This window comes from Gemmatimonadaceae bacterium, assembly GCA_036003045.1.
GTDB lineage: Bacteria > Gemmatimonadota > Gemmatimonadetes > Gemmatimonadales > Gemmatimonadaceae > JAQBQB01.
Window position 1 is genome coordinate 23,328 of sequence record DASYSS010000050.1, and the last position, 13,367, is coordinate 36,694.

Below are 13,367 nucleotides of genomic sequence, written 5' to 3' on the forward strand. Positions count from 1 at the left end.
GGCTCAACCGGCTCAAAACGAGTCGAGGAGCGCCAGGATGCGGCGCGCGATTTCCTCGGCGGCGTCGGGGCGTGCTCGCCCACGAGCCCCCGCGGCGAGACGCTCCAGCTCCGCCGGCCGGTCGAGGATCGAGCGCACTGTGGCATCGAGACGTTCCGCGGTCAGTTGGGACTGCGGCAAATGAATCGCGGCACCCGCGCGCTCGAGCGTCACCGCGTTCACCGTCTGGTGGTCCGCGGCAGCTGTCGGCAGCGGAACGAGCACGGCGGGAATCCCCCACGCGAACAGCTCGGCTGTCGTCATCGCGCCGGCGCGGGCGATCGCCAGGTCGACCGCGGCGTACGAGTCCGAGATGGGCGCGAGATAGTCGCGCACGCGAACGCGCGGCGATTCCCGGTCCTTGAATTCGGCAAACGACCCGCGTCCGGTGCCCCAGATCAGCGACACTGAATCCGGAAGACCCCGATCGATCCATTGCGCGACGGCGCGGTTGATCGCGAGCGACCCCTGGCTGCCTCCGTAGACGAGAAGGACGCGACCCTCCGTGGGAAGCCCCCACGACTGGCGAGCCGCGCGCCGATCCGGTCGCGGCGACGGCGGCGGTTCGATCGGCGCGCCGGTGTCCACGAGTGAACCCGGATGGTGCGCGCGCAGCGCGCGCGACGCCTCGGGAAAGCTCAGATACATCTCGCGCGACCATCGGCTGAATGCGCGCGCGGTGAGTCCGGGATGACTGTCGCCCGCCTGCTGGACGATCGGAATGCGATGCACGACCGCGTAGGCCATCGCGAACGCGGCGGCGTAGCCACCCGTGCCGATCACGAGCTTGGGATTCTCAGCGCGTGCCAGCCGTCCCAGCTCCCGCCAGGTTCCAATTCCGCCAGTCACCGTCTTCGCGTTGTTCCACACGGCGCGGCGATACAGCGGATGCGCGTCGAGGAGAGCGTACGGGAACTCCAGCTTCGGGAGAACGTCGCGCTCGATGCCCCGCTTCGCGCCGATGAAAAACGGCTCGATCGCCGGACGCGCACGCACGAGCGCGCGGGCAATCGCGACGCCCGGGTAGAGGTGGCCGCCCGTTCCTCCGCCCGCGACGAAGATCCGCGCCATGGGGGTGGGGGTGGGGGGAGCCGAGGAGAGTCTAGGCAGCTACAGCCAGCGGGTCGGTCGCCGAGACGCCGACCACGCGCTCGCGCGTGCTGCCAATGTTCACGAGGATGCCGGTGAACAGGAGGGTCAGCACGAGATTCGAGCGGCCGTACGAAACGAAGGGAAGCGTCAGGCCGGTCGTCGGGAGGAGACCGATCACCACGCCGATGTGCAGGAAGGCCGTGAGCACGGTCGTGAACGTGAGGCCGACGGCGACGAGTTGGAGAAACGGCGTCCGCGCCTGCCGCGCGATGCGGAATCCAAGCAACGCGTACAACGCGAACGCGATCGTGATGCCGGCAAGACCGATGAACCCCCACTCTTCGCCCACGTTGCTCGCGACGAAGTCGCTGTAGGGGAACGGGACGAAGAATGCCTGCTGCATTCCCTCGCCGAAACCTCGCCCGAACCACCCTCCCGACCCCACCGCGATGAGCGACTGGTTGAGCTGAAAGCTCACCGCTGACGGCTCGTTTCCGGGATGCAGGAACGCCGTGACCCGCGACAGCGCGTACCGCCACTTCTCGACCTTGGCAATGAACACCGGCAGACACATCGCGCCGAGGGCGATGAAGTGCCCCATGCGTGCGCCACCGACGAACAGGAGGAGCGCCATGAGCAATGTGAGCAGCATCGCCACCGACAGATCCGGTTCCAGCGCGGCGAGCACGTCGAGCACGCCGATGACGGCGACGAACGGGATCAACCCTTTCGTGAGGCGGCGGAGCGCCTCGCCCTTCTTCACGATCAGCATCGAGACCCAGACGACCACGGCGAGCTTCGCGAACTCCGACGGCTGGAAGGACGCGCCGAAGAGAAATCGCTTGGAGCCGTGTATCGTCGGCGCGATGCGCCCGGGAAGGACGAGCACGGCGGCCATCGCGACGATCGTGAACCACATGATCGGCCACGCCCAGCGCCGCAGCTTCTCGGCGTCGAGCTTGGCCGTGATCAGGAACATCAGCGTTCCGGCCGCGAGCCCCTCGACCTGGCGAATGAAGAAGAACGTGCTCGAGCCGTGGTCCGCGACCGCGACGAAGGCGCTCGAACTGTAGAGGACAGCGAGGCCGAAGGCACACAGAATCGCGCTCACGAGCACGAGCATTCGCGCTTCGGCGCCCATGCGCCAGCGATAGCGAACGTCCGCGCGAGCGTCGATCGCCGCCGCGGCCCGAGCGTCGCGCTTGGGGGCGTCGGAGCGAGAATCCGGCTTCGCCGCGGCTGGCCGCGGCTGCGAGGGGAACAGCAACTCGGTCATCTGTTGTCGTTGAGATCTACGCCGCAGTCACGAGCTGTTTGAAGACAGCGCCGCGATGCTCGTAGTTGTCGAACATGTCGTAGCTCGAACAGGCGGGAGACAGCAGCACGGCGTCGCCGGGCTGCGCCACATGGCGCGCGGTGGCAACGACGTCCTCAAACGACGATCCGAGACGGGTCAACGGCACCACGTCCTTCAGATCGGCCTCGATGAGCGGCGCTGCCTCGCCGTACGCGATCACGGCGCGACCGATTCGCCGCAACTCAGGGGCCAGCGCCGTATAGGGCTCACCCTTGTGCTTGCCACCGAGCAACAAGACGGTCGGACGCGTCATTCCTCGAATGGCGACGAGCGTCGATGTCACATTTGTGGACTTGGAATCGTTAATCCACAAAACCCCATCTTGCTCCGCCACCGTCTCGATGCGGTGCTCGAGCGCGTGGAATCCGCGCATCCCGTCGCGGATCCGAGCCAACGCGTGCGGCGTGCGATGCTCACGGTCGGCGAGCATCACGGCGAGCGACGCGGCCAGCGCGTTCGCCACGTTGTGGTCGCCGAGGAGGGGAAGTTCGCTCCGCGCCATGAGCGGATGGCCGAGCACGACGAGCGTATCCGTCGCGCGGTCCAGATATGCCTCCGCGCTGCCATCCACGGAGAACCGGCAGCGGAGTCCGCCCAGTTGGGCGGTGAGCCGCTCTGAATCCGCGTCGTCGGCGTTGGTGACCCAGCTCGAGGTCGGTCTGGCGTTCCTGAACATCAGCATCTTGTCGCCGTAGTAGTCGTCGACGCTCGCGTACCGATCGAGATGGTTCGCCGAGAGGTTGGTCAGCACACCAACGGTCGGATCGATCGACGGCGTGTCGTGCAGCTGGAAGGATGAGATCTCGAGCGCGACCCAAGCGGGCGGCGTTCTCGACGCGGCGAGCTCACACAAGGGCGTGCCGATGTTCCCCGCCGTCGACGCGCGCCGGTCGAGCGCGGTGAGCAGCTGCCTCGTGAGCGCCGTCGTCGTGGTCTTGCCGTTGGAGCCCGTGATGGCGATGTACGACAGGCGCGGAAGGAACCGCAGCCCGATCTCCACCTCGCTCACGATGTCGACCCCGGCTCCGCGCGCCGCGACGAACGGCGGCGCGTCCGGCGGCACCCCCGGGCTCGCGACGATGAGCGACGCGCGGGCGATCCGTTCGAGATCGTGGTGGCCGACGTCCGTGCTGACGCCCTCGTCGCGAAGCGCGCTCGCCGCGGCGTCTACTGCCGCCGAGGAAGAAACATCCGACGCGTAGACGTCGGCGCCGGCGCGGGCGAGCAGTTGCGCGGCGCTGCGGCCGCTCCGCGCCAACCCGATGACCGCGATCTCACCGCGCAGCCATCGAGCCGGAAGCGCCGCGTCGAGGACGCGCTCCTTGATCACCGCAGCTTGAGGGTGCTCAGGGCGAAGAAAGCGCACAGGATCCCGATGATCCAAAAGCGGACGACCACCTGACTCTCTGACCAACCCAACTCCTCGAAATGGTGGTGCAGCGGCGCGCGGCGAAAGACGCGATGCGCCCTCGCGTACTCGACGCCGCGACGGCGCTTGTGCCACTTGAACGTGTAGCGCTGCACGATCACCGACATCATCTCGGCGACGAACACCGCGCCGACGAAGGCCAGCACGAACTCCGACTTCAGAAGAATCGCCACTGCGCCCAAGCCGCCGCCTAGCGCGAGCGAGCCTGTATCGCCCATGAAGATTTTCGCGGGATACGTGTTGTACCAGAGAAAGCCGATGAGCGCACCCACGATCGAGATGCAGAATACCGTCAGCTCACCGGAGTCCTGGAGGTACGGCATGAACAGGAAACGACTGTAGTCCACTCGGCCCATGATGTACGCGAAGATCGCGAACGTGCCGAACGCGATCGCCGAGAGGCCGGCCGCCAGTCCGTCGAGCCCGTCGGTGATGTTCACCGCGTTGCTCGTCCCCGTGAGGATGAACGTCGTGAACAGCACATATGCCCACGCGAATCCCGGCAGGAAGATGACGATGTAGTACTTGAAGAACGGCAGCGTGGTGGACGCGGGCGGAAGGTTCGGCTGCAGCGGGTAGTGCAGCAGATACCATCCGAGCGCGAGTCCCGCCGTCACCTGGCCGACGAGCTTGTACCCCTCGACGAGCCCGTCCTTTCGCTCGCCGCGGCGCTTCTGACGCAGCTTGAGCACGTCGTCGATGAACCCGATCACGCCCATCCAGAGAGTGATCGCGACGGCGACGTAGAGATATGGATGCTGGAGACTGAAGCGCCCCCACAAGGCGACGGAGATCAGCGCGCTGTTGAGGATGATGAGCCCGCCCATCGTCGGCGTCGCACCCTTCACCGCGTGCGAATCCGGAGTTCCGTCGCGCACCCCCTGGCTCACCGACTCGCGTTTCAGCGCTGCGAGAATGATCGGACCGACGACGAACGACAACAGCAAAGCCGTCACGGCCCCTCCCACCGCACGGAAGGAGATGTACGTGAGGACGTTCAGGACCTTCAGCTGTTTGGCGAACGGTAGGAGGAAAGCGTAGAGCAAGTCAGCAACCGGCTGAGGTTGGCGCCGTCGCGGATTGCCGCGCGGCCCAGTCGGCGATGGGTTTTAGAAGTCTCTCGAGACGCATTCCCCGAGAACCTTTCAGGAGGATAACGGCATCGGGTGTGACGCGCGACGATAATCCCGCCCACAAACCATCCGTATCACCGGCCGTGACGACGCGCGCCTCGCGCGGCGCGAGCCGCTCGAACGCCGCGCCGAACTCGCCCAGCGCGCCGATGAGCTCGATGCCCGAGTCGAGCACTTCGCGCGCGATCTCGTCGTGCAACCGCGGCGTGTGCGGACCGAGCTCGAGCATCGAGCCGAGAATGGCGACGCGCTGTTTGCCCCGCCCCGCATGGCTGAGCAGTTCGAGCGCGGCTCGCGTGGAGCCCGGATTCGCATTGTACGCATCGTTGATCAGCGTCAACGCGCCAAGCCGCTCGAGGTTCGACCGCATCGGCGGCGCGGGCATGGCGCCGATGCCTCGTGCGGCGTCGGCGACGGAGACCCCCGACGCGCCGGCCGCGGCGATCGCCAGCATCGCGTTCCGCAAGTTGTGAGTTCCGCGAAGCGGCACGACGACTTCCACGCCGTCCACCGTCGCGTGCCCTCGCCCCTCGGCGTCGACCGACGCATTTACGCCCGCCACGTCTCCCTGATCGATCCCCGCCGTCGTCACGTGGCGTGCCCGGCGGCGCGCGACTTCAGCGACGTTCTCTTGCGACGCGGGCACGATCGCCAGCGCCACGCCGTCGGTCGCCGCCATCTCTTCGCGCATCACGCCGTCGAGATCGCCCAACCCTTCGAGGTGTTCTTCGCCGATCGACGTGACCACCGTCACGTCCGGTTCGACGATCGCGCGGAGCCGTGGAACCTCGCCCGGTTGGTTGGTCCCCATCTCGATCACGGCGATGTCCGCCGCGTCGGGGATCGACAAGAGCGTGAGCGGCACGCCGACCAGATTGTTCAAGTTCGCGCTCGTCGCGTGCACCTCGAGCACGCTCCCCAACGCGGCGCGCAGCAGCTCCTTTGTGCTCGTCTTCCCGTTCGTGCCCACGACGCCGATCACCGGCTTGTTCCACGCGCGTCGCCGATAGGTGCCGAGTGCGCCCAGCGCGACCAGCGTATCCGCGACGAGGTAGACAGGAACGCCGAGTCCCTTCGCCGGCGTCGCGCTCGAGACGACGACGCCTGCCGCGCCCCCCCCCTTGCCCGTCGCCTCCTTCAAGAAATCGTGCGCGTCGAATTTCTCACCGACGAGCGCCACGAACAGGTCGCCCGGCTCGATCGTACGCGTGTCGGTCCAGACGCGCCGAAACCCAATCGTCGTGACCGGCGCGTTCGTGATCATCAGCGACGACAGCGCATCCGACACCCGGTCGGCGGTCCAGAACACCTGGCCCACTTTCACCGAAGTGCTCACGAGTGCGCTCCGCCGGATGCGACGCCGCGTTCCGAGAGCTCGGCGACGATCTCTTTCTCGTCAAAGTGCAGTTTCGTCGTGCCGCGGATCTGGTACGTCTCGTGACCTTTGCCGGCGAGAAGCACGACGTCGTTCGGCGCCGCGATCTCCAGCGCGCGCGCGATCGCCGCGCGACGGTCCTCGATCCGCTCGTGGTTCGTCTTGGTCATGCCGCGCTCGATGTCGTCGAGAATCGCTTCGGGATCCTCGCGCCGCGGATTGTCGCTCGTCAGAATCACCCAGTCGGCGTCGCGCTCGGCGATCGCGCCCATCTCGGGGCGCTTCCCCTTGTCGCGATCGCCGCCGCAGCCGAACACCACGATGAGGCGCCCCGCCGTGAACGGGCGTACCGCGGCGATCGCCCGCTCGAGTGCGTACGGCTTGTGCGAGTAGTCGCGCAGCACCGTCGGATGGTTGCGGAGAATCTCGAGACGCCCGGGCACCTGCGGCACCGTGTCGAGCCGCGACGCGATCCGCGGCACGGGCACCGACAACGCGTGCGCCGCCGCCGCCGCACCGAGCGCATTGATCACATTGAAATCGCCGATGAGCGGCAACCGCACGGGCGCGCGCTGGTCTCCGACGACGAGCGTCCAGTCGCTTCCCTTCCCCGAAAACCGCACGTCCGCGGCATGCACCTCGGCCGTGGGAATTCGTTCGCTGAACCCGACGGTCGAGCGGTCCGTAGGCAGCGCGCTCCACGAAGCGTCGTCGCGATTCACGATGACCGTCGACGTCGGCGTGAGATGATCGAGGAGCCGCGCCTTGGCGCGGAAGTAGGCTTCCATCGTGTGATGATAGTCGAGGTGCTCGCGCGTGAAGTTCGTGAACACCGCGACCGCGAACAGCAGCCCGTCGACTCGGTGCTGCTCGAGCGAGTGCGACGACACCTCCATCGCGATGCGGCGCACTCCGCGGTCGCGAAGCGCTCGCATCACACGCTGCAGATCTATGGGCCCGGGGGTTGTCAACCCGCCGTCGTGCGCGCCGAGCACTTCACCCGCCTGGCCGATCAGTACACCGAGCGTTCCGATCGACGCCGCCGTGTTCCCGTCGTCGAGGAGGTGCCGCAGCATGTTGACGGTCGTCGTCTTGCCGTTCGTGCCCGTGACGCCGACGAGTTGCATCTCGCGCGCCGGCCAGCCGAAGAACGCGGACGCGGCGACCGCCGCCGCCCTCCGGCCGTCGCTCACGACGAGCGCCGGAAGATCGGTGCGCGACGCGTCCTGCACGATCGCCATCGATGCGCCCGCGTTTGCCGCGTTGGGGAGATAGTCGTGGCCGTCTCGTTCCGTGCCGCGCACCGCGACGAACAGGGCTCGCGCGCCGACCGCGCGGCTGTCGTCGGTGATGTCGGCGATCGATTCCGGAAGCGCGCCGCGCCGCTCGACGAGAAGTCCGGCATCGTCGAGCGCGCGCGCGATCAATTCCGTTCGGACGTTCATCTAGTGTTCGATGAGCAGTCGGACCAGCGTTCCAGTCGGTGCGAGCTCGCCGGCCGCGGGCGACGTGCTCGTCGGCGAAGTTCCGCTGCCGGAACCGCGGGCGAGCCTCACGCGGAAGCCCGCGACGTGTAGCGATCGCACCGCGTCGCGCAGCGGCAGACCTCGCACGTCGGGAATCGGATGCGACACGCGCGGCGCCGGGCGCTGTGCCGCCATTGGCAGCGCGACGACGAACGTTTCTGTGCCCTGGTCGCGCAGCGAAGCCGCCGAGTCGGCGAGTGCGACTGTCCCCGCGGCGGTCGCGGGCGTCCCCGCCTGTTGCACGGGCTCGCGCGCCGAGTCGTGCTTCGTCGGAACGACGCTCGACGCGAGCTTGCCGCGATCGAGCGCCGCATCGCGCGCCGCGAGCGCCGCTTGGAGAATCGCCTTCGTGACCGGCGCCGCCGTCTCGGCGGCGAAGATGGAGCTCCGCGGTGCCGTGAGCTTCACCACGATGACGTACTGCGGATTGTCGCCCGGAAAGAGTCCCACGAAGTTCGGATTGTAACGGCCGTCGACGTAACGCCCCCGAAGCGTCGCGCGGGGCGTGCCCGTCTTGCCGGCAAGCATGTAGTTCTCGAGCGCCGCCTGCAGCGCGGTGCCTTCATCGACGACGTTGAGCAACAGATGGCGCACTTTCTCCGCCGTCGCCGGCGACACGACTTGTCTCACGACCTGCGGCGTGTGGCGGTATCGCACGCTGCCGTCCGGCCCGACGATCTCATCGACGAGGGCCGGCTCGACGAGTTTGCCGCCATTCGCGAAGACCGCGTAGGCCGCGGCCAGCTGCAACGGCGTAACCGCGACTTCGTAGCCCATCGCCATCTGCGCCGCCGACTGCGTCGACCACGATTTCGGCGCGTGCAGCGTGCCGCCGGATTCGGTGGGATACGGGACGCCGGTCGCCGTGCCAAATCCGAAATCGCGCAGCGTCTCGAACTCTTCGCGTGCGCTCAGTCGCTGCGCGAACTTGATGATGCCGATGTTGCTCGACCAGCGAATCACGTCGGCCAGCGGCGCTTTACCGATGCGGTGCTCGTCGCGGATGGGATTCTTGCGCCCCTTGATCTCGAGCACGCCGTCGCCCGTGTCGACCGAGTCGGCATCATTTACGCGGCCGCGATCGATCAGCCCGGCCGCAATGAACGGCTTGGCCGTGGACCCCGGTTCGAACGGCTCGGTGATCACCGTCGCCGACGTCTGCTTTGGATCGAGCCGCCGGCTCGCCATCGCGCGAATCGCCCCCGTGTGGGGATCGAGCACGACGATGTCACCGCCTTCGGCGCCCATCCGTGCGACCGCATCGGCGAGCGCGCGCTCGGCGATCTCCTGCAAGTCGGCGTTGATCGTGAGGACGACGCTGTTTCCCTTCACCGGCGCCGTTCCGGGTTCGATCGGCGACTCGCGACCTTGACCGCGCGGATCGCGCACCATGGTCGCCGTTCCGGGCTGGCCGCGCAGAATCGAATCGAGCGACATCTCGAGCCCGTCGACGGCCGTGTTGTCCGCGTCGACGTGACCGACCAGTCCTTCCGTTCCCGCCGACACTGCGTCCTCGCGGACCAGGGTGGCGAAGGAATGGACGCCGCGCAGCGCCATCGCCGGAGCCGCGTCGAGGGCGAGGAATTGCTTAGGCACGACCAAGTATTTCGATGACGTATCGACGGCGCGGGCGATCAGCGCCGGATCGACGCGCAGCTTGGACAGCGCCGCCTTGAGCTTGCGCGGCTCTCGCACCTCGCGCGGCGCGATCTCCAGCCGCACGGTCTCGCGGCTTTGCGCCAGAATGCGATGCGTCGCGTCCATGATGTCGCCGCGCGGCGCAGGGACGACCTTTTCCGCCGTTTGCTGTCGCGCGGCGCGGGCACGCCACCTCGTGCCCTGCACGAGTTGGACGTCGGCGGCCTTGACGAGGATCGCGAGCGCGAACACGGCCAACACCGCGTGCGCGAGCCCGATCCGCTTTGAGCGAATCACGGAATGCGTTGAGGCGAGGCTGGAGTCGTGGGGCGCGCCAGCAAGACCTGCTGGTCCGGGGAGGGGATGTGCATGTTCAGCCGCTGCTCGGCGATCGGCTGCAGGCGCGCCCGGCTCGACGCTTCACGGATCACGCCCTCGAGCCGGATCCGCTCCGCCTCGAGCCCGTCTCTCCGCTGGCGCAGGCGGCGAATGGAGGACTCCGCCGCCACACCGAGCACCCTGCGTGCTATGACGCCCGTGGCCATCAAGACGAAACCAACGAGGACCAGGGCGATGAACGACCTGGTTCCGGGACGAGGGCCTGCGCCCCGTTTCGAGCGCGACTTGGCTACGCCTTTCGCCATGCGCGAAGCCGCGCGCTGCGAGCGCGAGGGTTGGCCGTCGTTTCGGAGTCCGTCGGAAAGACCGGGCGCTTCGTGAGCGTCGAACCCAGCGGGTGGCCGCGGCACGTGCACACCGGCTGCCCCGGCGGGCAGACGCACGCTGCGCTCCATTCACGGAAGGCGTTCTTCACGATTCGGTCCTCGCCCGAGTGATACGCGATGACGACGAACGTCCCGCCGGGCAACAGCCGGTCTCGAAGCGCCGGAAGCGCGCGCTCGAGCGACGAGAGCTCGTCGTTCACGGCGATCCGTATCGCTTGAAAGAGCCGGGCGAAATCGGGCGCGCCGCTGCGAGGACCGAGCACCGCACGGATCGCGCCGACGAAGTCGTCGCTCGTCGTCATCGTGCGCGTCTGTCGGCGCCGAACCACTTCGGCCGCCAGCCGCCTCGCGTGTCGCTCGTCGCCATACGATCGAAACGCATCGACGAGCGTTTCGAGGTCGGACGTGTTGAGGTAGTCCGCGGCGGTCATGACCTCCATGCCGTCATCGCCGAGACCCATGCGCATGTCGAGCGGAGCGCCCGGGCGAAAGCTGAACCCTCGGGCTTCGTCGTCGACCTGATGCGACGAGATGCCGAGATCGAGGAGCACGCCGTCGATCGGCGTGCCGTCGAGGACATGGAGCCGCGGCGCATTCACGAAGTTCGTTCGGTACGCCGCGAATCGGCCCGCGGCCGCGAAATCCTGAAGGCGCATCGTCGCCGCATCGATCGCCTCGGGATCACGATCGAGGCCAATGACTTCCGGCACACCCGCCTCGAGGAGAGCAAGCGCGTGCCCTCCACCGCCTAGCGTTCCGTCGAGGACGCGCTTCGCGTCACGCAGATAGTCCATCACCTGCGCAACCAGAACGGGCGCGTGATACTCGCTGATCAATCGAATTTCCCGGTCCACCGGTCTACCTGTCCACCGGTCCACCCGAAGCGAAGAGCCCGCCCGCCGCGCGGTGCGCGGCGGGCGGGCTGTTTGCGTCGCTTGGCTACTTGCAGGCGAGCGCTTTCTTGAACTGCGGGACGTAGCCGCTGTAGGTCTGAATGCCCTGCATGATTTGTCCGGCAGCGCCCTTGTCGACCGAGGCGCCGGCGGGCATGGCGATCTGCGCGGTCGTGAAGTTGTCCTCCGCGACCTTCACCTCCTCGCAGGCCTGAGCCTTTTCTTCCTTGGTCGCCTTCGGCTTGCTCTGAATCTTCTGCGCGTTGGTGAGCGCGTCGGCCGCGATACTGAACGATGACACGGCGATGAAGAACTTGCTCTGCGGCGACGGCGCGACGCCGTCGACTGTCTGAGCCGCCTTCAACGAAGCTTCCCAGTCGACTCGCTCCTTCGAGGTCTGCGCCTTCTGGAACGCCGGGATGGCGTTGCTGAGCAGCATCTGACCGAGCGAGTCCTTGCTCGCCCCGCTCGCGATCGCTTTCTGGGCGATGGCCATCGCGGTATCGGGCTGGTTCATGTTGTTCGCGGCCGTCATCGCCAACAGCGCGGCGGTCGTGTTCTTCGGGTCGACGTCCATCGCGCGGCGCGACGCCGCCATCGCCTGTTGCGACTGTCCGGCTTTCAGGTACATCTGCGCGAGGAGCAGCTGGAAGCTGAGCTCCTTCGGGAATTTCTGTGCGGCCTTGGCGGCGATCTCCTGCGTCTTGGCCACGTCGTTGTCGCTCTGCGCGGCGCCGATCTGACGCTGGAAATAGTCGAGATTCGCCGCCATGGAGTCGGCCTTCACGAGCTCTTCGCCTGCCGTGATCGCCGGCTTCCACAGCTTCGGGTTGCCCGCGCGCGCGGCCTTGAGGAGAATCTTCCACTTCGTGGCGAGCATCTCCGGGTCGCCCGGCGTCTGGACCAACATCGTGTCGATGATCGGCACCGCGACCTCGGGCGAGCCCGACGTGGCGAGCACCTGGATGATCGATTTCGCGATCGTCTGGTTGGTCGGATCCGCCTTCCACATCTTCATCGTGTACTCGATGCCCTTCGTCGTGTCGCCCTTCGCCATGTACGCGTCCGCGGCGTTTCCGAGGGCGAGAAGGCTGCCCGGGTCGTTCTTCAGAATCGCTTCGGACACCGAGATGACTTCGTCGGGCGCCGGCTTTTGCTGGCTATACACCATCAGCAGGCACGTGCGAGCGAGCGTCGAATTCGGATACGCCGCGATCGACGCCTGTGCGTCCTTGATCGCGGCATCGTACTTCTGCGCCATATAGTCGTTTCGGCACAGCTTGTAGGCGGGAGCTCCCTTGAGAGCTTCGCTCACCACGTGCTCGACCTGCTTCGCCGCATCGCCGACGTCCTTGGCGTCGATCGCGGGAAGCGGCTGCGCCAGCGTCTGCTGGCCTGACTTGGTGAGAAGCCGCGTTTCGAGGTGGACGGCGTTGCCGGTGCCCGTTTTGTTGACCTTACCCTCGAGCACGTACTCGCCGCGAAGCTGCTTGGCCAGCTCCATCACGTCGGCGGAATTGAGCGCGGAGTCCGGCTTGTAGCCCGACGCCTCGAGCGTGTTGTTGATGTTGGTCTTCGTGATGACGAAGAGCTCTTGGGCGGAGTGCTCGCTTTGGAAGCGGGAGCGGATTTCATCCGCCGCCGTCACTCCGAGCACACGGTCGGTGCTTTGCAGGACCGGAATCAGAATGTACGGCGTGTCTTGTTTCGGGATGCCGCCCCGCTGCGCGGGCTGCGCCCCTGGGCGCGGTTGCGCCAGCACCGGCGCCGCAACGAGAATCGCCAACAGGCTCGCGGCCGATGCCGCATGGCGTCGCAATGACATCAGTCCCTTTCCTCCCAAACGTTGATCCAAGATACCCCGCGTCGCTCGTCCCGGTTCGTCATCGCAGGCGTCCCACTAGCAAAATGGGCGAAGAGGGACTCGAACCCCCGACCCCCTGCGTGTAAGGCAGGTGCTCTAACCAACTGAGCTATTCGCCCGCCCAATACGCCTTCAGTTACTTCAAGATGGCGATTGGAACGAGCACGCAGTACCCGACCGCCAGCAGGATCGGGGCGATGGTATCACCGCCGCGCGCCAGATCGGCAAAACCCGCGAGGATTACCAGCGCCGCGAGTCCCCACCACATCCAGCGTCGTGTACGTGTTTCCGTTCCG

General features: G+C 67.0%; 11 protein-coding genes and 1 tRNA gene. All 12 read right to left on the reverse strand.

What is annotated here, in order from left to right; all coding sequences use genetic code 11:
* Positions 1-12: 12 nt before the first annotated feature.
* The 12 genes from VGQ44_12850 to VGQ44_12905 all read right to left on the reverse strand — a co-directional run bounded on the left by VGQ44_12850 (position 13) and on the right by VGQ44_12905 (position 13,339).
* Entirely contained in the window at positions 13-1,110 is a 1,098-nt protein-coding gene (locus VGQ44_12850) for a UDP-N-acetylglucosamine--N-acetylmuramyl-(pentapeptide) pyrophosphoryl-undecaprenol N-acetylglucosamine transferase (protein HEV8447710.1), read from the reverse strand.
* Positions 1,111-1,141: 31 nt separating this feature from the next.
* On the reverse strand, positions 1,142-2,407 hold the full coding sequence (locus tag VGQ44_12855; GenBank protein HEV8447711.1) for a putative peptidoglycan glycosyltransferase FtsW: 1,266 nt from the start codon (positions 2,405-2,407) through the stop codon (positions 1,142-1,144).
* A 16-nt stretch (positions 2,408-2,423) separates the two neighbouring features.
* Complete coding sequence (gene murD, locus VGQ44_12860; GenBank protein ID HEV8447712.1) at positions 2,424-3,818, reverse strand: UDP-N-acetylmuramoyl-L-alanine--D-glutamate ligase; 1,395 nt, start codon at positions 3,816-3,818, stop codon at positions 2,424-2,426.
* Positions 3,815-4,963 carry a phospho-N-acetylmuramoyl-pentapeptide-transferase gene (gene mraY, locus VGQ44_12865; GenBank protein HEV8447713.1) on the reverse strand — a complete coding sequence of 383 codons (1,149 nt, stop codon included), beginning with the start codon at positions 4,961-4,963 and terminating at the stop codon, positions 3,815-3,817. The genes murD and mraY overlap by 4 nt, the downstream gene beginning before the upstream one ends.
* A gap of 1 nt (position 4,964) precedes the next feature.
* A complete protein-coding gene (gene murF, locus VGQ44_12870; protein HEV8447714.1) occupies positions 4,965-6,386 on the reverse strand; it encodes a UDP-N-acetylmuramoyl-tripeptide--D-alanyl-D-alanine ligase in 1,422 nt (473 codons plus the stop codon).
* Positions 6,383-7,870, reverse strand: a complete 1,488-nt coding sequence (locus VGQ44_12875; protein ID HEV8447715.1) for a UDP-N-acetylmuramoyl-L-alanyl-D-glutamate--2,6-diaminopimelate ligase — start codon at positions 7,868-7,870, stop codon at positions 6,383-6,385. The genes murF and VGQ44_12875 overlap by 4 nt, the downstream gene beginning before the upstream one ends.
* On the reverse strand, positions 7,871-9,886 hold the full coding sequence (locus tag VGQ44_12880) for a penicillin-binding transpeptidase domain-containing protein (GenBank protein HEV8447716.1): 2,016 nt from the start codon (positions 9,884-9,886) through the stop codon (positions 7,871-7,873). It lies immediately after the preceding gene.
* Complete coding sequence (locus VGQ44_12885) at positions 9,883-10,233, reverse strand: hypothetical protein (protein ID HEV8447717.1); 351 nt, start codon at positions 10,231-10,233, stop codon at positions 9,883-9,885. Before VGQ44_12885 ends, VGQ44_12880 begins: the two co-directional genes overlap by 4 nt.
* Entirely contained in the window at positions 10,218-11,168 is a 951-nt protein-coding gene (gene rsmH / locus VGQ44_12890; protein ID HEV8447718.1) for a 16S rRNA (cytosine(1402)-N(4))-methyltransferase RsmH, read from the reverse strand. The genes VGQ44_12885 and rsmH overlap by 16 nt, the downstream gene beginning before the upstream one ends.
* 85 nt (positions 11,169-11,253) lie before the next feature.
* Positions 11,254-13,032, reverse strand: a complete 1,779-nt coding sequence (locus tag VGQ44_12895; protein HEV8447719.1) for a hypothetical protein — start codon at positions 13,030-13,032, stop codon at positions 11,254-11,256.
* Between the two features lie 84 nt (positions 13,033-13,116).
* Positions 13,117-13,190: transfer RNA gene (locus VGQ44_12900), tRNA-Val, on the reverse strand.
* A 17-nt stretch (positions 13,191-13,207) separates the two neighbouring features.
* Positions 13,208-13,339 carry a hypothetical protein gene (locus VGQ44_12905; protein HEV8447720.1) on the reverse strand — a complete coding sequence of 44 codons (132 nt, stop codon included), beginning with the start codon at positions 13,337-13,339 and terminating at the stop codon, positions 13,208-13,210.
* Positions 13,340-13,367 lie beyond the last annotated feature (28 nt).

Excerpts from the sequence above, each read along its gene's own strand:
- VGQ44_12895 (HEV8447719.1), bottom strand. The coding sequence starts at position 13,032 with ATGTCATTGCGACGCCATGCGGCATCGGCCGCGAGCCTGTTGGCGATT.
- VGQ44_12875 (HEV8447715.1), bottom strand. The coding sequence starts at position 7,870 with ATGAACGTCCGAACGGAATTGATCGCGCGCGCGCTCGACGATGCCGGA.
- VGQ44_12885 (HEV8447717.1), bottom strand. The coding sequence starts at position 10,233 with ATGGCGAAAGGCGTAGCCAAGTCGCGCTCGAAACGGGGCGCAGGCCCT.
- VGQ44_12850 (HEV8447710.1), bottom strand. The coding sequence starts at position 1,110 with ATGGCGCGGATCTTCGTCGCGGGCGGAGGAACGGGCGGCCACCTCTAC.
- VGQ44_12905 (HEV8447720.1), bottom strand. The coding sequence starts at position 13,339 with ATGTGGTGGGGACTCGCGGCGCTGGTAATCCTCGCGGGTTTTGCCGAT.
- VGQ44_12855 (HEV8447711.1), bottom strand. The coding sequence starts at position 2,407 with ATGACCGAGTTGCTGTTCCCCTCGCAGCCGCGGCCAGCCGCGGCGAAG.